This window comes from Streptomyces sp. NTD107 (assembly GCF_059510435.1).
In genome coordinates this window covers 25,661-46,876 of sequence record NZ_JCAJZV010000016.1, presented here as the reverse complement: position 1 = coordinate 46,876, position 21,216 = coordinate 25,661, and the positions used below count along the sequence as shown (strand labels likewise).

17 protein-coding genes, 1 tRNA gene and 2 CRISPR repeat arrays are annotated in these 21,216 nt (G+C 68.6%); of the genes, 14 read left to right on the top strand and 4 right to left on the bottom strand.

Annotation, left to right across the window (positions count from 1 at the left end):
• Positions 1-35: 35 nt before the first annotated feature.
• Positions 36-1,528: a CRISPR direct-repeat array (repeat unit 29 nt; unit sequence CGACCCACCTCCGCTCGCGCGGAGAGCAC).
• Positions 1,529-1,698: 170 nt separating this feature from the next.
• The 12 genes from cas3 to AC5WRL_RS24800 all read left to right on the top strand — a co-directional run bounded on the left by cas3 (position 1,699) and on the right by AC5WRL_RS24800 (position 15,639).
• Positions 1,699-4,548 carry a CRISPR-associated helicase Cas3' gene (gene cas3, locus AC5WRL_RS24855; protein ID WP_496090890.1) on the top strand — a complete coding sequence of 950 codons (2,850 nt, stop codon included), beginning with the start codon at positions 1,699-1,701 and terminating at the stop codon, positions 4,546-4,548.
• A gap of 233 nt (positions 4,549-4,781) precedes the next feature.
• On the top strand, positions 4,782-6,338 hold the full coding sequence (casA, locus tag AC5WRL_RS24850; protein ID WP_496090889.1) for a type I-E CRISPR-associated protein Cse1/CasA: 1,557 nt from the start codon (positions 4,782-4,784) through the stop codon (positions 6,336-6,338).
• 50 nt (positions 6,339-6,388) lie between these two features.
• Positions 6,389-7,123: a type I-E CRISPR-associated protein Cse2/CasB gene (casB, locus tag AC5WRL_RS24845; protein WP_496090888.1), complete on the top strand. Its 735-nt coding sequence runs from the start codon at positions 6,389-6,391 to the stop codon at positions 7,121-7,123.
• Positions 7,124-7,184: 61 nt separating this feature from the next.
• The gene (cas7e, locus tag AC5WRL_RS24840; protein WP_496090887.1) at positions 7,185-8,366 is read left to right on the top strand and encodes a type I-E CRISPR-associated protein Cas7/Cse4/CasC; all 1,182 of its coding nucleotides are present in this window, start codon (positions 7,185-7,187) and stop codon (positions 8,364-8,366) included.
• Positions 8,363-9,226, top strand: a complete 864-nt coding sequence (gene cas5e, locus AC5WRL_RS24835; RefSeq protein ID WP_496090886.1) for a type I-E CRISPR-associated protein Cas5/CasD — start codon at positions 8,363-8,365, stop codon at positions 9,224-9,226. Before cas7e ends, cas5e begins: the two co-directional genes overlap by 4 nt.
• The gene (cas6e, locus tag AC5WRL_RS24830) at positions 9,223-9,897 is read left to right on the top strand and encodes a type I-E CRISPR-associated protein Cas6/Cse3/CasE (RefSeq protein ID WP_496090885.1); all 675 of its coding nucleotides are present in this window, start codon (positions 9,223-9,225) and stop codon (positions 9,895-9,897) included. Before cas5e ends, cas6e begins: the two co-directional genes overlap by 4 nt.
• Positions 9,894-10,892, top strand: coding sequence for a type I-E CRISPR-associated endonuclease Cas1e (gene cas1e / locus AC5WRL_RS24825; protein WP_496090884.1), 999 nt, complete (start codon positions 9,894-9,896; stop codon positions 10,890-10,892). The genes cas6e and cas1e overlap by 4 nt, the downstream gene beginning before the upstream one ends.
• Before the next feature lie 25 nt (positions 10,893-10,917).
• Positions 10,918-11,226 (top strand): type I-E CRISPR-associated endoribonuclease Cas2e, encoded by a 309-nt coding sequence (cas2e, locus tag AC5WRL_RS24820; protein WP_496090883.1) that lies wholly within the window; start codon positions 10,918-10,920, stop codon positions 11,224-11,226.
• A gap of 18 nt (positions 11,227-11,244) precedes the next feature.
• Positions 11,245-13,107: a CRISPR direct-repeat array (repeat unit 29 nt; unit sequence GTGCTCTCCGCGCGAGCGGAGGTGGGTCG).
• 745 nt (positions 13,108-13,852) lie between these two features.
• A tRNA-Tyr gene (locus tag AC5WRL_RS24815) sits at positions 13,853-13,953 on the top strand.
• Positions 13,954-14,031: 78 nt separating this feature from the next.
• Positions 14,032-14,412 (top strand): hypothetical protein, encoded by a 381-nt coding sequence (locus AC5WRL_RS24810; RefSeq protein ID WP_496090882.1) that lies wholly within the window; start codon positions 14,032-14,034, stop codon positions 14,410-14,412.
• A gap of 9 nt (positions 14,413-14,421) precedes the next feature.
• Positions 14,422-14,706, top strand: coding sequence for a hypothetical protein (locus AC5WRL_RS24805; RefSeq protein WP_496090881.1), 285 nt, complete (start codon positions 14,422-14,424; stop codon positions 14,704-14,706).
• Positions 14,707-15,102: 396 nt separating this feature from the next.
• The gene (locus AC5WRL_RS24800) at positions 15,103-15,639 is read left to right on the top strand and encodes a hypothetical protein (protein ID WP_496090880.1); all 537 of its coding nucleotides are present in this window, start codon (positions 15,103-15,105) and stop codon (positions 15,637-15,639) included.
• A 224-nt stretch (positions 15,640-15,863) separates the two neighbouring features.
• Here AC5WRL_RS24800 and AC5WRL_RS24795 read toward each other — a convergent pair whose 3' ends face one another.
• The 3 genes from AC5WRL_RS24795 to AC5WRL_RS24785 all read right to left on the bottom strand — a co-directional run bounded on the left by AC5WRL_RS24795 (position 15,864) and on the right by AC5WRL_RS24785 (position 17,764).
• Positions 15,864-16,031 carry a hypothetical protein gene (locus tag AC5WRL_RS24795; protein ID WP_496090879.1) on the bottom strand — a complete coding sequence of 56 codons (168 nt, stop codon included), beginning with the start codon at positions 16,029-16,031 and terminating at the stop codon, positions 15,864-15,866.
• Positions 16,032-16,557: 526 nt separating this feature from the next.
• Complete coding sequence (locus AC5WRL_RS24790) at positions 16,558-16,890, bottom strand: MmyB family transcriptional regulator (protein WP_496090878.1); 333 nt, start codon at positions 16,888-16,890, stop codon at positions 16,558-16,560.
• Positions 16,891-17,020: 130 nt separating this feature from the next.
• Positions 17,021-17,764: a class I SAM-dependent methyltransferase gene (locus AC5WRL_RS24785; protein WP_496090877.1), complete on the bottom strand. Its 744-nt coding sequence runs from the start codon at positions 17,762-17,764 to the stop codon at positions 17,021-17,023.
• Positions 17,765-18,011: 247 nt separating this feature from the next.
• Here AC5WRL_RS24785 and AC5WRL_RS24780 point away from each other — a divergent pair, with 247 nt between their 5' ends.
• Complete coding sequence (locus AC5WRL_RS24780) at positions 18,012-18,509, top strand: ArsR/SmtB family transcription factor (protein WP_496090876.1); 498 nt, start codon at positions 18,012-18,014, stop codon at positions 18,507-18,509.
• Between the two features lie 1,195 nt (positions 18,510-19,704).
• On the opposite strand, the gene AC5WRL_RS24775 is transcribed toward AC5WRL_RS24780, so the two are convergent.
• Positions 19,705-20,493, bottom strand: coding sequence for an aminotransferase class IV (locus AC5WRL_RS24775; RefSeq protein ID WP_496090875.1), 789 nt, complete (start codon positions 20,491-20,493; stop codon positions 19,705-19,707).
• Positions 20,494-20,701: 208 nt separating this feature from the next.
• Between AC5WRL_RS24775 and AC5WRL_RS24770 the strand changes: the two genes are divergently transcribed.
• On the top strand, positions 20,702-20,884 hold the full coding sequence (locus tag AC5WRL_RS24770) for a hypothetical protein (protein WP_496090874.1): 183 nt from the start codon (positions 20,702-20,704) through the stop codon (positions 20,882-20,884).
• Positions 20,885-21,216: the final 332 nt, after the last annotated feature.

Below are 21,216 nucleotides of genomic sequence, written 5' to 3'. Positions count from 1 at the left end.
ACGAGCTCTGCAACGGCAGCGTAGAGGAGAGGCGTTGGCTCACCTCCGCTCGCGCGGAGAGCACTCACCGCGACGGTGAAGCTTCCAAAGGGATAACGACCCACCTCCGCTCGCGCGGAGAGCACCCGGGTACCGGAAACGCGCAGCGCATCTGCATCGACCCACCTCCGCTCGCGCGGAGAGCACACGTTGAACACCGCGGTCTTCATCGCGAACGTCGACCCACCTCCGCTCGCGCGGAGAGCACACCGTGTAGGACACCTGGGTCTGCCGCCGTTCCGACCCACCTCCGCTCGCGCGGAGAGCACTGGTCAAGACGGGAGATCACGCGCTGAATCGGCGACCCACCTCCGCTCGCGCGGAGAGCACATGCGGCTGGACCAACCCTCACCCTGGGCCTCCGACCCACCTCCGCTCGCGCGGAGAGCACCTGCGGATGAACGGCGTCCCCCGGGTCATCGCCGGCCCACCTCCGCTCGCGCGGAGAGCACTCCGCGTTGGCCTTCCTCAGGGCGGCCTGCTGCGACCCACCTCCGCTCGCGCGGAGAGCACACCATGCGCCACTTGCCCCGGCCCGGCGCCGCCGACCCACCTCCGCTCGCGCGGAGAGCACGGTCACGTCTTACCGCAGGTCAGGGCCGGTATCGACCCACCTCCGCTCGCGCGGAGAGCACCCGCCGCAACCACCACCGAGAGGACCGTATGACGACCCACCTCCGCTCGCGCGGAGAGCACCGGTACAGCGGCAGGCGACGGACGAGTCATACCGACCCACCTCCGCTCGCGCGGAGAGCACCGGAGGCCGTCTGTGTTCGAGCAACTCGTAGGCGACCCACCTCCGCTCGCGCGAAGAGCACGTCTCGGCCGCGATGGCGTGGTCGGAGGTGACCGACCCACCTCCGCTCGCGCGGAGAGCACATGGCCGGCCCCAGGCCGACCTGGTGGTGCTCCGACCCACCTTCGCTCGCGCGGAGAGCACGGGAGCTGATCGAGGAAGGCCCCCGGTGGGGCCGACCCACCTCCGCTCGCGCGGAGAGCACCCGCTTGCTCATGCCGCCTTGCCTCCCTGGTTCGACCCACCTCCGCTCGCGCGGAGAGCACGCGCCCCCGGAAGTCCGTCGCCGAATGGGATGCGACCCACCTCCGCTCGCGCGGAGAGCACCGGAGAGGGAGCAAGTTAGTGGATAAGTGCACCGACCCACCTCCGCTCGCGCGGAGAGCACGAGCGCGGCAAGGAGTGGCGTGGCCACGGCTACGACCCACCTCCGCTCGCGCGGAGAGCACCCGAGCCGGTCACCGACGCGGTCGCCAAGCAGCGACCCACCTCTGCTCGCGCGGAGAGCACCCGACCGAAAGGCACCACAGCATGAACACCCCCGACCCACCTCTGCTCGCGCGGAGAGCACGCTGCGGGGCCGGCTGACTTCGGTGGGGTTCAACGACCCACCTCTGCTCGCGCGGAGAGCACGCCTGCACCGCACCACGTGGATGCTGGTCGGCGACCCACCTCTGCTCGCGCGGAGAGCACCCTTTCTGAACTGCGGCGTTAGAGGCGCTTTGCTGTTTCTTTACGATTCGATCGCAGCGCTTGAGGAGCACAGAACATGGCGGGGAGTGTATGACACGGGCTTCGGTTCCCGTGCCGGACAGGTTGCTCGAAGGCCGCTGTCAGTGGCGGCTGTTAGACATGCTGTCGTGATGGATCGTCGCGATGTCGTGTCTGTGGACTGTCGGTTCTGGGGGAAGCAGAAGGGGCTGAAACGCCCGTACCCCGTGGTGGGACACCTTCTGGATACGGGGGCTGTGTTCGGGGTGCTCTGGGATGTTGTCCTGGGGGGCCGGATGCGCAGGCGGATCGCCGGGGCTCTCGGGTTGTCCACCTCTGAGGCACGCTCGGTGTTGTCCTTCTGGGCGGCGCTGCACGACATTGGGAAGATCTCGCCGCCGTTCCAGGCACAGGTGGCCGAGGCGTTCGGCCCGATTCGGGACGATCCCACCTACCTCTTCGCGCCGGGGGCGGACGGGCTGAAGCAGTTCCGCCATGAGACGGCGACTCACTGGGCCCTCGCCGGGCTCTTCGCGGAGGCGGGATATCCGAGCTCCACCCAGATGCGGCGGGCGGTAAGCCATCAGATTGCGCAACTGCTCGGGGGCCATCACGGCCGGTACGGCGCGGTGCTGAAGGCCAAGGAGTTGGCTGCGGCGAGTGCCTATCAGCGGGGTCTGGGTGAGGAGGGATGGGCGAGGCAGCGTCGCGCTCACTTCGATGAGGTGCGCCGTGTGATCGGTGCGGCAGCCGTGCCGCAGAGCGGCCTTCCGCCGGAGTTGGCCGTGGTCGTCAGCGGGTTGGTGGTCGTAGCTGACTGGCTGGCGAGTTCGACGGGGCACGTTGAGGCGATGCAGCCGCCAGCGGCATGGCGAGGGACTCCGGCAGAACTCGATGATCACTGGCGCAAGGCTCAGGAATCCGCCCCTGACTGGGTCAGGAATGCGCGGCTGGGGCGCGCCGCCTTCGCGGCCGAACGGTTCACGGACATGTTTCCGTTCCACCCCAACGCGCTTCAGCGAGATATCGAGAAGCACCTCCCACGCCACGTCGCCGAGCGTGGCCCGGGGCTGGTCCTGGTGACGGCACCCACGGGGGACGGCAAGACGGAGGCCGCGCTGTTCGCGGCATCGGTTCTGGGCCGGGCCGCCGATGCCCGGGGCCTGTATTTCGCCTTGCCAACCATGGCCACAGCGGACGCCATGTTCCCCCGGGTGGCCAACTTCGCCGACAAGTCGCTCACCGGTGAGCGCGCGCTGACCCTGTTGCACTCGATGGCCTGGCTCAGCCCCGTCTACACCGCCGCTGAGAATGCCGATCGCGAGACGGAAGAAGGGGAGGTGAGCAGCGACAGCGCGACGATGGTCGAAGCTGGGGCCTGGCTGAGAGGGGCGAAGCGGCCACTTCTCGCCTCACTGGGGACAGGCACGGTCGACCAGGTACTCGGCGCCGTACTGCCGGTGAAACACAACGCGCTGCGCCTGTTCGGGCTGGCGGACAAGGTGTTCGTTCTGGATGAGGCCCATGCGTACGGCCCCTGGATGCACAAGCTGCTCCTACGGTTGTTGGAGTGGCTGGGCGCCTTGCGGGCGCCGGTGGTTCTGCTCTCCGCCACGCTGACGGGCAAGACAGCGGCCTCGCTCGTTGACGCCTACCGTCGTGGGGCCGGCTTCGTCGAGCCCTCGGCTGTCGAGCCACGGTATCCGGGTTGGGTATTTGCCGATGTCGGCACCGGCGAGGTGATCGACCCGCGCGGTACCGGCACCGAGCGCCCCAGAACCTTGGACCTCTCGCTCCGGCCGGTGTACTGGGATACGCGCGAGGAGCCGGCTTCACCGGTGCGAGCGGGTAGCAGGCGGCAGGCTCTGAAGGAGGCGCTGCGCCCGCTGGTGTCGGAGGGCAGCGGGACCGCGCTGGTGTGCTGTACGACGGTGGCCGAAGCACAGGCCACGTATCGCTATCTCTGCGAGGCGTTCCCTGAACTCGTCCGCCACGACGGAGGGCTGAGGCTGCTGCACTCGCGCTATCCGGGCGTGGAGCGGCAGCGGATCACCGCCGACTGCGAAGCGGCATACGGCAAATCCGCCCAGCCGGCGAATGAGCTGTCTCCGCGTCCGGCGTCTGTTCTTGTGGCCACAGCGATCATCGAACAGTCGCTCGATCTGGACTTCGACCTGGTCATCAGTGACTTGGCGCCGCTGGCACAACTCCTCCAGCGCGCCGGCCGGGGCCGCCGCCATCACCGCGGCCAGCGAGGCCGCCCCGCATGGGCCATGCCGGAGAACCGTCCGCAGCTGGTGGTCCTGGAGCCCGTGGATGGCGAGGAAGTGATGACTGTTCCCCCAGGGCTCGCAGCCGTGTACGACGAAGGGCTGCTGCGCCGCACCGCGCTGCTGCTGAGTGAGTGTGAGCAGGACGGCATCGAGGTGCCCGGCGATGTCCAGCGTCTGATTGACGCCGTGTACGCGGACGACTTCGTCGACGGGCTCGACGCGGCTACTGCCCGCGAACTGCGTGAACTGGATGTCGAGCGGATGGCTGAGCAGTCCGCCGAGGAACACCTAGCCGAGATGGTCTCCATCTGTGCTCCCGCAGATGTCAGGGGGAATCTCTACGAGCTGAGTCGACGAGACATCGGGGTGACCGAGGAACTGCTCACAACGCGTCTCGGTGCTGATACCGGGCGGGTGCTCTGCCTGTACGAGCAGGCGAACGGCCGTCTCACCCTCGACGCTTCCGGAGAGCTACCTCTTCCGCTCGGTGGTTCCCAGGGGCCAACGCCGAAGGAGCTCGCCCAGATCATCTCCTGCACCGTCCCTGTCCCCGATAGGTGGTTGACCGGAGCCGACGAGAACTTCAACCGGCCCGCCGGGTGGAGAAATCGGCCAATCCTGGAGGACCTGGTGGCGCTGGTGATGCGACCGGACGGAGAGGGGGTGTGGGCCTGTGACCACGGTGAACGAACCATCCGGATCTCGGAAGTGGGACTCGAGGTTGAGTGACGCGATCTCGCTATAACAGCCTCCACCAATAGCCTTTAGCCATACGATGACTTCGGCCAGTTGGTGGGCTTCCCGCGTGCACGGGGAAGCCCACCAACCGCACACCTCCGCCCGCTTACGCGGGCACGGGGAGCTCCAGGCCAAAACAGCCACCGCCGATAGCCGGCTGACCCCCGTTCATCCACGGGGACCCCTTCGCCTTCATTGTGGACTGTGACAGGAGCCACACCTCCATGAGTACCTATAACTTGTTGGACGAGCAGTGGATCCCCGTGCGATGGGGCGCCAAGGCAGGCACTCCTCCCTCCAACGATCTGCCGCTTCACGTCGGCCTGAAGGAACTGTTGCGGCGCTCCCAGGAGATCGCCGGACTGGCGGTTCCCGAGCCGCCGGCACATGCTGCGCTGCTGCGGATCCTGTACGCGCTCACTGCACGGGTGACCGGGCTGGACCGCGCAGGCACCACCGACTGGGGTGAGCGGCGCGAGACGGTTCAGGACGCGGGCTGCCTGCCGCTGGACGGCATTGACGAGTACGTCAGTCGGTACCGTCACCGGTTCTACGTGTTCGATCCGGACGGCGGGCGACCGTGGATGCAGGACGCGCGGCTGGCGACGCAGTGTGACCCGAAGAAGTCCGCCGGCGTCAACAAGCTGATCGTCACCCGCCCCTCAGGCAACAACCATGCCTGGTTCCGGCACGGCACCGACGCCTCCCCGGACCTGCCGGGGGTCCCCGAGGCCGTGACGAACCTGCTGATCTGGCATTACTGGGGTCCGTCGGGACGCTGCTCGGCTCGTGAGGTGAACCGGGTATCCAGCGCCAACACCGCAGCGGGGCCTCTGCGGACAGCGCTGTCCTACCACCCCGAGGGCGAGAACCTCTTCGAAACACTACTGGCGGGACTGTTGCCGCCCTCCACCTCCGTCAATCCCGATGAGGATCAGTGCCCTTGGGAGTGGGAGGACATGCCGGACCCCGCCGGTGAGCCCCGCCTGCCCAAGGGCCCCTGCTCCCGGTGGACCGCGTGCTCTCAGCACGCCCTGCTCCTGGTCCAGGACGAGGAAGACCCGGAACTCGTGCGTGACGCGTTCATCACCTGGGCGTACCGCACCGGGCGCATTCCGCGGGACGACGCCTACCTGATCTGGCAGACGAGCCAGCAGAACAATCCCTACCCTCGCCCGGCCGATTCACGGCGGGCTCTGTGGCGGGATCTGGACGCGCTGCTTCTGCATCATCCCGTGGGTTCGGCTCAGCCCAAGCACCCCAGGGTGTTCGACTCTGCTGCCGAGGTCTCGGAAGATCTGCGGGTGCGGGCCCTGGGATTCGAGCAGGACGGCCAGGCCCGCGATGTTCAGTTCGTCGACGCCTCGACCCCTCCGGTGCTGGGCTTCGTCGAGGCCAAGTCCCCGCAGACCGCGCCGGCTGTCGCAACGCTGCGCCAGCTCGGCGAACGGTACGGGTTCCGACTGCGGCGAGCGGTGAGGCAAGCCTGGGCCGCCTACCGGGATGATCCGAAGGCGAAGGCTGACACCTGGGTGAAGGAAGCAGAGGCTCGCTACTGGCCCGGTGCCGAGGAAGAGTTCTGGGCTCGCTTCCGCCGTCTGGACCAGACAGGGCAGGTGTTGAACGCCGGACTCGACGAGGCGGCGGCGCGATGGGCATTCCTACGGATCGCCGAGGACGCCTATGACACGGTCACCCGCACCGTGGTCCGGACCCAACGCGGTGCCAGGGCTGTGGCCGATGCCCGGCTCATTCTCCGCCGCCCCGGCCAGAGCACGTAGCCGATGCCGTCCGCGATGACTTCCCCGAGATCCGCGAAGGAGTATCCACGATGACGACACCCCTTACTGTTTCCGACAACCCGTCCGCTCCACGTCAGATGCGCTTGCGCTACACCTCCTGGATTGCCGAGAGGTGCCGGGATGACCCTGGGATGCGCAGGCAGCTCGCAGGCGGGCTTCGGATGCCACTGGACCACAAGCGTGTCCAGCCGATGCACCGCTACGTCACCAGGTGGCTCCCCAAGGGGGCTTCCGATGAAGAGCAGCGGGCGTATTACACGGTGGCCGCTCTGATTGCGGCCCAGCCTCGTATTCGGCGCGGCACGGATGAAGAATCCGTGCCCGCTGCCGACAGCGGATCGCAGGACCCGGACCAGCACGCGGACGCCGACGGGGCCGCCGCTCCCTCCACCGCCCCCGCCAAGTCGGCGCCCTACGGTCAAAGCCTCGGCAGTGCCTTCGCACATGCGGCCATCGACGCACCAGCACGCGAACGTGTCATGCGCACCGAGACCGCAGAACGGACCCTGCATCTGCTGACCCGGCAGAGCACCAACGGCCTCCATCGGCATCTCCCCGCAGCCGTGCTGTACCTGCGGGACCTCGACGTTCCCGTGGACTGGGCGCAACTGCTCCAGGACCTCATCAGGTGGCCAACGCAGTCGGGCCGGATCTCCCGTCGCTGGCTCCAGGACTTCCATCGTCTGCGCACCCGGGAGGAGGAACGCCTGAGCGAAGAGAAGGACGAGCAGCAGGTCGCCGATCCGGGTGACGCCGAGGACTGACGTTCCACTCCGCTGTCACTAGCTTCGTACAACCCCTATCCGCGTCTCCAAGGAGAGCACAGTGATTGAGTCTGCCCGCTTCATCGATATCCACCTTCTCCAGTCGGTTCCGTTCGCCAATTTGAACCGAGATGACCTTAATAGTGTGAAAAGCGTGCAGTATGGCAATGTTCTGCGTACCCGGGTGAGCAGCCAGTCCTGGAAGAGGGCGGCCCGTGAACTGTTCCAGGAGCGCATCGGGCAGGAAGCCGTGCGCACTCGCCGGATCGGCGAACGGGTCACCCGGGAACTGGAGAGCCGGGGCTGGCCCACCGATCTCGCCCAGCGGGCCGGCGCCCACGCGGCTGCAGGCAGCAGCATCAAATTCGAATTGGCCAAGGACCGCGAGAACCCGAAGCAGACCGTTCCCAACAAGGTTCTCACCAACGCCATGGTCTACGTGCCCGAAGCGGCCGTCAGCGATCTGGCCGACCTCGCCGCCGAGCACCGCGATGCCCTGGAAGCGGCCAAGGACATCAAGAAGCCGGCAGACAAGAGCGTCCTGCCCAAGGACCGCATCGAGGCGATCCTGCGTTCCCGCAACGGTGTCATCAACCTGTTCGGCCGGATGCTCGCCGAGGTCGACGACGCCGGCGTCGACGGCGCTCTCCAAGTCGCGCACGCGCTCACCACCCACGAAACGGACGTCGAACTCGACTACTTCTCCGCCGTCGACGACGTCACCGCCGCCTGGGACGACAGCACCGGAAGCGGCCACATGGGGCACGCCGAATTCAGCGCCGGCACCTTCTACCGCTTTGCCACGGTCGACCTGCGCGATCTGGCCGCGAACATCGGCGACGACGAACGGGCCGCCCGTGAGTTGGTGACCGCGTTCCTTGGGTCCTTCATCGAATCGCTGCCCCAGGCCAAGAAGAACTCCACCGCGGCCCACACCATCCCGGGTCTTGTCCACCTGGCCGTCCGCTCTGACCGCCCGCTGTCCTTCGCCGCCGCGTTCGAGAGGCCCGTTCGTTCCGCGCGCGGTGGTGGCTTCGAGGCCCCCTCCGTCAAACACCTCGATGACTACGCGCTGAAGGCGAACACCCTCCTCGGAACGGGACGGATCCTCACCAGCGGCTGGGCCAGCCCGGAACACACAGAGCTGGAAGGCCTGGGCACGAAGCACAACGCATTCGACGATCTCATCGCCGCCGCCGTGAACACGGCCCTGAACCAGGACAGCACCGGGGCCACCGCGTGACCAGCGACAACACGCGGAAGACAACGACAGGCCCCGGGCTGCTGCTGCGCCTTTCCGGCCCTCTACAGTCCTGGGGCGAGCACAGCCACTACAACGACCGTGACACCGCGCGCTTTCCCACCCGGTCCGGAGTCATCGGGCTGCTGGCCGCCGCGCTGGGACGCCGCCGAGGAGAACCACTGGACGATCTCGTCCGCCTCTCCCTGACCGTGCGCGCCGACCGGCCCGGCGTCGTCCTGACGGACTTCCACACCGTCGGAGGTGGCCTGCCGCCCAGCGGTACGGTCACCACGGCCGAAGGCAAGAAGCGCAGCGGCGGCACAGGAACCCTGGTCACCCGCCGTGACTACCTCGCCGACGCCGCCTTCACCGTCGCCATCACCGGCACGGACAACACCCAGGACACCGAGACCCTGTCCCGGTGCGCCCGCGCGCTCCGATCCCCACAATGGCCGCTCTACCTCGGACGCCGTTCCTGTCCGCCGGAAGGCCCCGTACTCCTGGGCCTGACCGGCGACCCTCTCCGGCACCTCATCTCCCTGCCAGTGGCCGCCAATCCCCCAAAGTCACAATCGCGCGTGGGAGTCGAGTTCCTCTCCGAGCAACCCCTTGACCGCCTCCCCGTCCCGGACGAGCTGACCACACCCGACAGTCACGATGCCTCCCATCCGTCCGGCAAGGTGAAGGACGACCCCCTGACCTTCCACGCACGGCAGCGCGCCTACCGAGAGCGCGACTTGTACCGGCGGACCCTGCTGCTGCCCGAAACGCAGTACGCAGGAATGGGCACCCAGCAGCTCACCCGACTCGCGGACTACCTCCGCGACCACCTCGACGGCCCGGAAGGGAGCCTCACGTGACTCTCTGGCTGACACGCATCGTCCCCAACCCGCACTTCGTCGACGCCCAGCGCGAAGTCCACCGCAAGGACGGCGGCATCCGGCTGCACCGCCGCCTCATGTCTCTCTTCCCCGACCACGCCGGTGAGGACGCCCGAGCCCACTACGGAGTGCTCTTCCGCACGGAGAACACCCCCGCCGGCGCCCACCTACTGCTCCAGAGCACGCACGAGCCCGACCTCAGCCGCCTCCCCGAGGACTACGGAACGGCCATCACCCGCTCCCTGGACCCCTTGCTGAACGCCGTGCGCACCGGACTCCCCGTTCGCTACCGCTGCGTCGCCAACCCGATCCGCAAGCCCGGCGCCACCACCCGCGCCCTCTACAACCTGCCCGCCGTCGTCCCCCTCACCGGCGACGCGGCGGACGACTGGTGGAACCGTCAGGCCGAGGCTGCTGGACTGAAACCCCTGACCCTCAACGCCGTGCCGCTCGACACCGTTCACGGCCGACGAGGTACACACGGGCCGGCCGCAGAACAGGTCATCCGGCACGCCCGTACCCAGTTCGAAGGCACCGCCACCATCACCGACCCCAACTTGCTCCGCACCAAGATCACTTATGGCATCGGCCGCGGCAAACCCTACGGATGCGGACTCCTGAGCATCGCCCCCGCCAAGGCCACCGGATGAAGCGCACCACCACACCCGAACCACGCCGGCACACCCCCACCGAAGCCCGCCGCAGACTCGCTGCGCCCACCCTCGCCATGCTGCCCCGCATGGCGGACTCACTGTCCTTCCTCTACTTGGACGTCGTCCGCATCCACCAGGACGACACCGGCGTCCGCGCAGAGATCACCACACAAGAACGCGGCACCGAGAGCGTCTACATCCCCACCGCCGCCCTCAGCTGTGTCCTCCTCGGACCCGGAACCTCCATCACCTCCCGCGCACTGGCCACCTTCGCCCGGCACGGAACCACCGTGCTGATCACGGGCTCCGGCGGCGTACGGTGCTACGCCGCAACCACGCCCGGCTCCCTCACCACGCTCTGGCTCGAACGACAGGTCAGGGCATGGGCTGACGACGAGAAGCGTCTTGCCGTCGCACGCCGGATGTACGAACTCCGCTTCGGCCCGGGATCCGTCACCGAGGGCGCAACATACAACCAACTGCGCGGCATGGAAGGCGCCCGGGTCAAGGCCCATTACCAGTTGCTGGCCCGCCAGTACAAGATCGGCCGATTCCGCCGCTCCTACGACCCCGACTCCTGGGACAGCCAGGACCCCGTCAACCTCGCCCTCTCCTCAGCCAACAGTTGCCTCTACGGCATCGTCCACGCCGCCATCCTCGCCCTCGGCTGCTCGCCGGCCCTCGGCTACATCCACAGCGGGAACCAGCAGTCCCTCGTCTATGACCTGGGCGACCTCTACAAGGCCGAACTCACCATCCCATTGGCCTTCTCCCTGCACGACTCGACCAACCCCGAAGCCGAAGCACGCCGCTCCTTCCGCAACGGCCTGCGCCTCTTCAAACTGCTGCCGCGCATCGTGACCGACCTCCAGCAACTCCTCGACCCGGAGAACGCTTACGAAACGCCAGACCCCGAGGAAGAGCTCGTCGACCTGTGGGACCCCGTCACGGGAATCGTCCCAGGGGGCGTAAACCACGGAACGGCAACATGACCGCTCAGATTAGAGGTCGTGACACATGTCGTCCATGATCGTCATCTCTGCCACAGCCGTCCCCGATCACCTTCGCGGGGCGCTGGCCCGCTGGCTCCTCGAAGTCACACCGGAGCTGTATGCCGGCACAGTCTCCGCCCGCGTGCGCGACGAACTCTGGGCATCCGTCATCGCCACCATCGGCGACGGCCACGCTGTCCTCATCCATCCGGAGAACAACGAACAGGGCTTCACCCTCCGCACAGCAGGAACCCGACGCCGCAATCCCATGGACTTCGACGGCCTCACCCTCATCGCCTTCCAGAAAGGTCAAGAAACGGCAAAGCCCTCCTAGAAGCCCAGGTCAAAAAGGGTGCTCTCCGCGCGAGCGGAGGTGGGTCGGGGCCGATCCAGCCGTTCAAGCGGCGGTCGAGGTGCTCTCCGCGCGAGCGGAGGTGGGTCGGAACAGGTAGTCGATCCCGGTGTCCTCCAGGCGTGCTCTCCGCGCGAGCGGAGGTGGGTCGCACTCCGGCCGCGCTGTCCTCGCCACCGCCGCGTGCTCTCCGCGCGAGCGGAGGTGGGTCGCCCGAGGAGACGGTGTTCGCCGCGCAGGTGCTGTGCTCTCCGCGCGAGCGGAGGTGGGTCGATGTGGCCGCCATCGAGGACCTGCGGGCCCCGGTGCTCTCCGCGCGAGCGGAGGTGGGTCGGCGCGCCAGCTGGCGCCGCAGCAGACCCGGTAGTGCTCTCCGCGCGAGCGGAGGTGGGTCGCACCTCGCTCCTCGGTGCTGACCAGCAGCACTACATCGTGCTCTCCGCGCGAGCGGAGGTGGGTCGGCGCCGCTGGGAGCGACCTGGTAGACGGCGATGTGCTCTCCGCGCGAGCGGAGGTGGGTCGTCCGATCTGGAGCGGCTGACCGAGCAGCTGACGTGCTCTCCGCGCGAGCGGAGGTGGGTCGATCCACTGCCCGAGTGGCTGCGCGACCAGCGCGTGCTCTCCGCGCGAGCGGAGGTGGGTCGATTCTGATGGTGGAGGTCGGGAGTGCCCGGCGTGCTCTCCGCGCGAGCGGAGGTGGGTCGTGGCTGATCGCCTTCGCGTGCGGGCATGAGGGGTGCTCTCCGCGCGAGCGGAGGTGGGTCGCGGCTGCCGCTGAGGCTGGCCGTCTCGCCGCGTGCTCTCCGCGCGAGCGGAGGTGGGTCGTCGACCACCCAGCAGATCATGTGCGCGCTGATGTGCTCTCCGCGCGAGCGGAGGTGGGTCGGCGTCCCTCCTCCTGGCGCTGGCCGGCGCCGCGTGCTCTCCGCGCGAGCGGAGGTGGGTCGGGTGAGCACGCGCCCGAGCACCGCCGGGCGCTGTGCTCTCCGCGCGAGCGGAGGTGGGTCGGGAAGGAAACTGGCTACGGTCTATAAGGACCGGTGCTCTCCGCGCGAGCGGAGGTGGGTCGCCCGGGTGGCCCGTCACGTGGCAGTACGCGTAGTGCTCTCCGCGCGAGCGGAGGTGGGTCGGCATCCCTTCTCCTGGCGTTGGCCGGCGCCGCGTGCTCTCCGCGCGAGCGGAGGTGGGTCGCGTCAGCGTTCGAGGAAGAGCCGTCCGCCGCCGTGCTCTCCGCGCGAGCGGAGGTGGGTCGCTCGGGGCGAAACGCGGCTTCGACGTCACCAAGTGCTCTCCGCGCGAGCGGAGGTGGGTCGCGGTCGGCCCGGCGCAGCGCCGACTCGAAAACGTGCTCTCCGCGCGAGCGGAGGTGGGTCGACCTCGTGAGCAGCGGTCAGTGCACCGGTGTTGTGCTCTCCGCGCGAGCGGAGGTGGGTCGCCGACGATCCCGAATGGATCTACTGGTTCGACGTGCTCTCCGCGCGAGCGGAGGTGGGTCGGCCGGCCGCCACACGCTCAGCAGCGCGGGCGGGTGCTCTCCGCGCGAGCGGAGGTGGGTCGGGGCTGCCGGGGTGGCCCGGCCGTTGGGCATGCGTGCTCTCCGCGCGAGCGGAGGTGGGTCGGACACGGCAGCCGAGGTGCTGACGCGCGACCAGTGCTCTCCGCGCGAGCGGAGGTGGGTCGCGCTGGGATGACCACAGCCAGCCCGACGTGCAGTGCTCTCCGCGCGAGCGGAGGTGGGTCGCCCCGGCCGGCGGCGGCGCGGGGCGGGGGCGCGTGCTCTCCGCGCGAGCGGAGGTGGGTCGATTCAGCGATTCAGCACCAGGTCGGCGCGGTAGTGCTCTCCGCGCGAGCGGAGGTGGGTCGCCGTGCTGGAAGAGATCGCCTCCGGCGGTCCGGTGCTCTCCGTGCGAGCTGCAGCGGATCGCCTGCCCAACAGGTACGGGTGCCGCTACCGCCTGATCTCCGTGCGAGCACAGAGATCGGGCGGCACGAGCTTCACGAGACGAGCTCATGTCTGGTCGTTGCACAGTGGACTTCTTGTCCAAGGGCCACATCCGAACTGTCCTGGCCATTCACCACAGGACAAGTGGGCGGCCTTCAGCCTGCACCGTCCCGATAAGCATGCCGATAGTGTCTGCGGGTTCGCCAGCTGCGCAGGCGCCGCGGATTGCCTTGGCGATGGCTCGGGAGCGCCCGGCGGGGCCTCGGGTGTCTGCGAGGGGGCTGTGGGGGTTGTGGCGGCGGGTGGACCATTCGGTGCGGTTTTGGGCTTTGGTGCCGGGGCGTAGGTGGGTGGGGTTGACGCAGCCGGCTTCGTCGCACTGGTGGCACAGGACGAGGTCCGTGGTGGTGGGTGGGCCGTGGAGCAGGTGGTAGGCGAAGAGGTGGGCTGGGACGGTGCCTCGGCGGGTGGGGCCGGGGAGGGTGGCGGCGCGGAAGCTGCCGTGGCCGGTGGAGGAGATGGCTCCGAGCCAGTGCCAGCAGGTGGTGGGGGAGAGGGCGTAGTACTTCGTTTCGAAGCGGGTCCGTACGGCTGGGTTTGTTAGCCAGGTGTGCCAGAGCGTGGTGGGGATGGGCATTGCGGTGCCTGTGGGGTGGGTGTGGGGTGGGAGGCGCCAGGGCCCAAGAAGTGCCTGGTCAGGGGCGTTTGCGCGGCAGACTGTAAATCTGCCGGCTCAGCCTTCCCAGGTTCGAATCCTGGCGCCGCCACACTGGGAAAAGTAGCCCCTGACCTGCGGAAACGCGGTCGGGGGTTTACTTGTTGGAGTACTCGGCCAAATCGGCTGCATGTCCCGTTCTGTCCCACCGAATTCCGGCGGCATGGCGGGCACGGGACTCGAAGGAGTCCCCTCGGACCTGTGGGCGGCGGCGCCGCCGGTGCGGTACACGTTGCGGTCCGCGCAGTGCCATGTGCGGCAGACGGAGATCACCGATTCGCTGGTGGAGTTGTTCATCCAGCTGGTGCAGGGGATCAACACGCGGGCGGAGAAGAAGGTCGAGGGCGAGTTCACCAAGGACCTCAAGCGGGTGCGCGGCAGGGAGGGCATCCTGCTGCGGTTGGCGGAGGCCGTGGTCGCCGAGCCGGGCGGCATGGCCCGCAAGGTGATCTTCCCGGTAGCCGGAGAGTCGACGCTGAGGGCGCTGGCGGCGGTGGACGAGGCCCGATAGCGGACGCGGGTGCGCACGGTGCTGCGGTCGTCGTACTCGGGTCACTGGCGGCGGATGCTCGCCCCGCTGCGGGGGGCGCTGGAGCTGAAGTGCAACATCACCGCCCACCGGCCGGTGATGGACGCCATCGACCTGCTGAAGCGGGTGCCGGGGGCGGGGCGGTGGCAGAACCCGGAAGACGACCTGCCGCCGGACTCCGAAGGCAACCGCGACGTGCACTACGACGCGATCCGCCGGCCCCAGGACCCCGGGGCGTTCTTCGGGCGTTGCAGAAGCGGCTGTGGTAGGCCCTGACCCGCTTCGACACCGCGTTGGAGCTGGGCACCACGGGCGGGGTGGACATCGTCCGCAAGCACGGCGAGCCGTGGATCAGGGTCGTCGTACTGCCGCTGGTCCCTCACGGACCTCGCCCTGTCCTGATGAACTCCGAACCGGACTTCGACCCACAGCATCCGGGTGACGACCTCTCCGAGGAGACTGGAACGAACCCGTCATCCTGGACGGTCGGCACAAGGGGGCAACCGGCGGACCGTCCGCCTACTGATGCGCATCCCTCATCAAGGAGCGTAGGGCCGGTCATCGTCGCGAGACCCGGACACGTGAGTGCGAGGTCAACGGACGAAACGCGCTGGCGGCGAGGTGCCGAGCGTGTGAGCCTGTTCCAGCACCCGGCGACGAAGGTGAGCGGAAATGACGAAGGACGAAGCCCTCGCACAGCTCCGGAACTTGGCCGGTGACCGGGTCTTCAGAGGCCAGGTCGGGTCTGATCGCCTGATCCAGGCCGGACTGGACGCTCTGATCGCCGGGGTAGAGAGCCCATCGCTCCCTCTCCTGGCCGGCCTTCTCCGAAATGAGGAATCCGAATCCCCAGAGCTGTTCGATTCTGTGCTGGAAGAATTGGGGCTGTTCTTCAAGCTTCCGGATGACCCCAGCGCCGCCAGGTGGGCGTCCGCGTACTGGATCGCCGGTCGTATCGTGGATGGATCCCTTGATCCGGCTACCGGTACGTTCATCATCTGGATCGACATCGCCCGGGAACTCGGCTATCCGGAAGCCCTGGAGCCTCTGGTTCATTGCGCCATCAACCTCGATGACTGGCGGGACCACTGGGATGTCTCCATCGAGGCGCTGCAGGCGGAGGCGATCGAGGCCGCCGAGCAGTTCTTGAGCCGGCGTCCCGCGGAAACGTCGACGGTCAGCCAATTCCCGACCCCGGAGGGCACGTAACAGGTCTGGGGAATAGCGGTGTCGCCGCCGGCGGCGGCGGTCGAACGGGGGCGGCCGGTCATCAGACGAACCGTACTGTTCCTCGCCCGGTCGACGAGCCGGGTCCCCGGTTCGATGCCGAATGCGAAGAGAGCAACGTCTTCTGGGCCCGGGCCGGCATCGAGGTCGCGCCGCACCGGGACCAGGGTCGAGGAACTGCTGGAGGCCAGCCACCTGAGGCTTTGTCAGTACCAGGCGTCGACCGGTGAGATGGTGCCGTTGCTGTGCAGATCAGCCCGTCCAGGACCGGCATCCCCGCCGACCCCGACCTGGTCGCGGTCCTCGCGCGGGTCAATCGCCGCATCAAGGGTCCCGAAGGGCGGGTGCCGCTGCTGAACCGGTACGACGGTCATGAGCGGGTCTTCGGCTCGCCGATGCCCCGGCCCTCCCAGCACCGGCTGCTGGCCATCTCCCCCGACCGCTGCGGGCAGGACTTCCGCGACCACTTCAGCCTCCACCAGGTCGCTTCGGCACCGGGGACCGCCCCTACGGAATCCCCTGCCAGCATGAAAAGGCCTGCGTCAGATGTCCCATGCTCTGCCGTGACCTGGCCCAGGAACCGCGCCCGCTGGAAGGCGTATCGGGGAGGCCCGGCGGATGCAGTGGCTCGGCGAAGTATCTGGGTTGCAGGGAGGCCCGCGACATATCCCGGGCGAGAATGAGCAGGCCGAGCGCCTGCGAGCCCATGCCGGTCACGGAGCAGTTGGCTGACGGAGCCAGGGCTCGATGCACCCACGCCCGGCCGTCGATGGCGCCCGTGCGGGAAGTGAAGGCCGAGATCGGCCACGGGTCAGATTCTGGAGGCCGACCACGCGCGGCAATTCCAGCGGCTCGTAGGACCTGCTGCCCGGACGGGCGGTGCAGACGATCAGCCGCTGGTCATGCTCCGGGTTCAGCGGTATCTCGCAGTCCAGCTCCAGTGGGCCGACGACCGGATGTGCGGCGCACGGCGACGTCGTGGGTGTCCCACAGCGCCGAGAACTCCTTGCTGTGGGCGCGGAGCCGACGGACGAGCCCAGCAAGCCGCGCGTCGTCCGGGCGGCTGCCGAGTGCGGCACGCGGATCCGCCACTGCTGTGCGAGCGGTACGGTCACGGTTCTCCGCCGGGAAGAGTCCCCGCGCGGAGGGGTCCGTGAAGTAGCGCCAGGCGATGTTGTGCCCCTTCTCGGGGCGGGCGGACGCGTCAAAGTCAGCCCTGGACGCTCGGCGCATTGATGTTCGCCACGTCCGCCGGCAATCCCGACCCCCCGGCGACTCGGCATGTTCCTCGACATCCGCGAAGCCGTACGAGGCGTGCGGGAGGCCGGCTGCTGAGCCGATGGGCCGCACTTGAGGGTGACGTTCACGTCTTGGTGAGGACGAAGAACAGGAAGCACAGGAACCTGCCGGACTCCTTCTGTTCGAAGACTTCGGGGAACCGTTCGCGGGTGCCGGGTCCCGGGGACGGTTCACTGATGACGTCGATCCGGAAGCCGGCGGCGGTGAACGCGTCGGTGATCGCGTGCAGCGGCCGGTCCCAGAAGGTCATCAGGTGCTTGGTGCCGTCGATTTCCCACCACTGGGAGGTGGGGCGGGTCGCGAAGTAGTGGGTTCCGGGCGGTGCCGTCAGGTGCTGGACGAAGGGGTGGTGGACGGACCCGATGAGGCGGCCACCGGGCTTCAGCACGCGCCGCAGTTCGGCCAGGGCCGTCGTCCAGTCCTCCAGGTAGTGCAGGACCAGGGAAGCGACGACGTCGTCGAACTCGGCGTCGGCGAAGGGCAGTGGGCCGCCCAGTTCGGCGCGTTCCAGTGCCACGTCGTCGCCGAGCCGCCGCCGGGCCTGCGCCAGCATCCCGGCGCTGGAGTCGAAGCCGGCGACGACGGCGCCGCGCTCGCGCAGGTCCTCGGCCACGGGGCCGGCGCCGCAGCCGGCGTCGAGGATCCGGCGGCCCGCCACGTCGCCGGCCAGGTCCACGATCGCGGGGCGCGCGTAGTAGGCGTTGAGCAGGCTGTTCTCGTTGTGGTCCGCGTACGCCTCGGCGAAACGGTCGTAGTCGTTCACCCTCTCCCCGGGCCCCGGAGGCGCCTCGACGGGACTGACCGCCATCTGCCGGTTCGGTGGGACATCCGCGTGCTCTGCGGGGCTCTCGGGAGCGGCGGTCCGGCCGGTCGTTCCGGGACGGTTCGGCATCGTTGACCTCGTTCGTTCGGGCCACAGTTGGGAGTGGCGGGAGATCCGCGGATCCCCGGGCTGCGAAGGGGACAGCGAAACGCTGGACGCGTGATTGAGATTTGTCAATCACTTGCGGTCCGGCCCTTCCCCGGGCTGCCCGCCCTTCAGTACGCTGCTGGTCATGACCGAACGCCGCCCGGCGACCGACGCGGAGGCCAAGGCACTCGCCTCCGCCCTCCGCCTGCGCATCATGCGCATCTGCGTACGGAAGCCGCACACGAACAAGGAGATCGCGGCCATCCTCGGCCGCGACCCGGCCAGCGTGCTGCACCACACCAGAACGCTGGTCCGCACCGGATTCCTGGAGGCACAGGAAGAACGGCGCGGCGCGCGCGGCGCACGAGAGATCCCGTATCTGACGACGTACAAGAGCTGGCACCTCGAAACGCCCGCGCTGGACCGGTCGATGCTCGACGCGTTCCTGGAGGAACTCGCCCTCGTCCCCGACGCCGAGGCCGAGGGCACCAGGATGGCGCTACGCCTGCCGCCGCCGCAGATGGAGGAGTTCCGCACCCGGCTCAAGGACCTGCTGGACGAGTTCGCCGCCCGCCCGGACGACCCGGCCGCGCCCGCCTGGTCGCTCTTCATGGTGGTGCACTCCGACCCGAACCGGCCCTGACGACGGCGTCCGGCAGCCGCCCTGCCCTCGCCCAACGCAATGAGCCGACCCTCAGTTGGCCGCACGATCCGCCGGGGAGGCATCCAAGGCCCGCGTCGCCGCCGCCCCAGCGACTCTCATACATGGTCGGATGTGAGAGTTCCGCGAGACCCCGGGCCACTACTTGGGGAAGTTCGCTGTCCTGGAAATCAAGCCCGATCAGACCGCATCGGCAAGAAGAACATCACGGCCACCCGAACGCGCCCGCCGAACGAGGGACGGGCAGACCGCCGCGAAGCACCGCACTCTGCGCTTCGTTCCCGTCCGCGCCGACCGGCTCCCCGGCCGGCCCTGGCGGCAGGGGAGCCGCGCTCTGGCCGCCGTGCCCGCGCCCCGCACCGAGCGGCCGGTGAGGATCGGGTACGCGCGCACGTCCACCACCCGCCAGGAACTGGCGAGGCAGCTCGAAGCTCCGCCACGCGGGGCACCACCAGGTCTTCTCCGAGCAGGTCAGCACCCGCGTCAAGGTCACCGGCATCTACGACCCCAACCGCATGGGCGCCACGTTCTTCGCGGTACAGCGACATCCGGGAGAAGACCGGCGAGGCCGAGGGCAATCACGGCGTACGGCCGAACGACAAGGGTGTCTCCGCCACCGAGACCGCCAGAAGCTCGCCACCAGGATGGGGAGGAACCCCGGCATGCGTGCCGCGGTCGCCTCGCTCCACCGCACGCTCGCCGAAGCCGACCGGGCCACAGCGGACGACGGAATGCCACGGTGGCCTGGTCGGATGCGGCGGTGAGCATCGAGGGCGGGTCGGTGGAGGCGCTGTGGCACATCAAGGGACCCGCCTTTGAGCTGAGGTTCCGGACTCGGGATTCGTCGGTCCATCCGATGGGCTCCTCGGCTGGTCGCCCGGCGCGCTCACCTTCACTCGGAACGTGGCGGCTGCCGCTTCGCCGAGACGCCGTTCGCGCAGGTGTTGCGAGAGACCCGTGGCACGGCGGATGCCCGGTGTGGTCGTCTCACATCGTGCGGTGGGCGTCGATGAATGCTGTGGGGCGGCCCGGAGCGGTGGGGCTGGCGAGCCATTCCCGGATGTTGCCGCAGAGGTCGTAGACGCCTTACGGGCTGGACAGGCGCGCCGCCTTCTCCCACGGCAACGCGGTGGGCAGGGTACGGCCGGTCGGACCAGGTCGTCGCCCGGGCCGGGTCTCAGACGGGTTCCGTCGGGATCTTCGCGTAGCTCTCCCGGAGGGCGGTGAGCGTCGGGTGGTCGGTGCGCAGCGGGATGTCGTCGATGGCGGCGATGGGGCGGACGCCGATGCTGGTGTTGGTCGCGAACGCCGCTTGCAGGGTGGGGATGTCGTCCCGGTGCAGCGGTTTCGTGGCGCCGTGTCCGGCGTCCCGGAGCAGTTGGAGGGTGACGCCGGGCAGGATGTCGGCGTCCGGCCAGATGATGTTGCCGTCCGTGTCGATGAATCCGGCGTTCCAGGTGACGCCTTCGCTCACCAGCCCGTCGTGCGGGTGGGTGAACAGCGCGTCGTCGAAGCCGGCGCGCTGGGCTCGGCGGCGGTGGTGGAGCGAGGTGAACAGGCCGGTGTGCTTGACGGCCGCCAGGTCCCTTTGGAACGGGCGGGCTTGCACCGTCAGTGGTGGTGGCGGGAGGGCGCCGGCCGGGCGGATCGTCACCAGGATGTGTGGGGTGGCGTCGCCGCCGGTGTGGCCCAGGTCCAGGGCAGGGTCGAAGACGGTGACCCGTACGGTGCAGGGGCCGGGGGTGTCCTGGGCGAGCAGCGCCTGGCGCACGAGGGCGCGAACGCGCACCGCGTCCAGGTCGGCGTCGAAGACCGTGCGGCAGTCGCGCGCGAGCCGTTCGAGGTGGAGCGTCAACCCGCGTACCGCGCCGTCCTCCACGCGCATGGACGTGAAGTGACCGAGGTTGACGAGGGCGAGCGTCTGCAACTCCTCGGGCGCAACCGGCCTGCCGTCGAGTTCCGCCATGCGGCCAGTCTTTCATCCCGCCGGACGCGTACCGGCGGCGCTGGGTCATGGGGAGCGGTGACCGGCCACGGGCATGCTGGTCGGGGCCGGTTCCGCCCCACACGATCATCTTCCCCGTACGGCGGAGGACGGACGGTCGGCACAAGCGGGCATCGCACCGTCCACCTGCGGACGCTGGTCCCTTCTCAAGGCCGCAGGGCCACGCGTCGTGGATGGATCACTTGATCCGGCCGCCGGTACGTTCATCATCTGGATCGACATCGCCCCGGAGCTTGACCACCCGGAAGCCCTGGCCCCGCTCGTCCATCGCGCCATCAACCTCCACGACTGGGCGGTCCGGGGCATCAGTAGCCGGCCGCCTTCGAGCAAAGTAACGGAACGGTCGTTGTGAATGACTGATCCGATCCCAATTGACGCGTTCTCTCTCCTTTCGCCCGATGGCATCACTTCGTGCATCGCGTCGTTTTCTGTCGAAATTGAGAAGGTGAGAGCGCTGGATTCGGGGAGCGATAGTGGTGCATTGATGGGCCATATTGTCCGGACCGGGGTTGCCCCATTTTTGGCCTGTGCAGTGCGACAAGATTCCACCTAATGGAGAAAGCGCATGCGGACTGTTCTCGGTGTCATGGCGGCCCGGGCCCCACCGGCGTAACGGCTCTGAAGAATGTGGCGACCGGTAATTGCCTGGACGGCAAAGGCCGCGGTGACGTGTACGCCATCAGC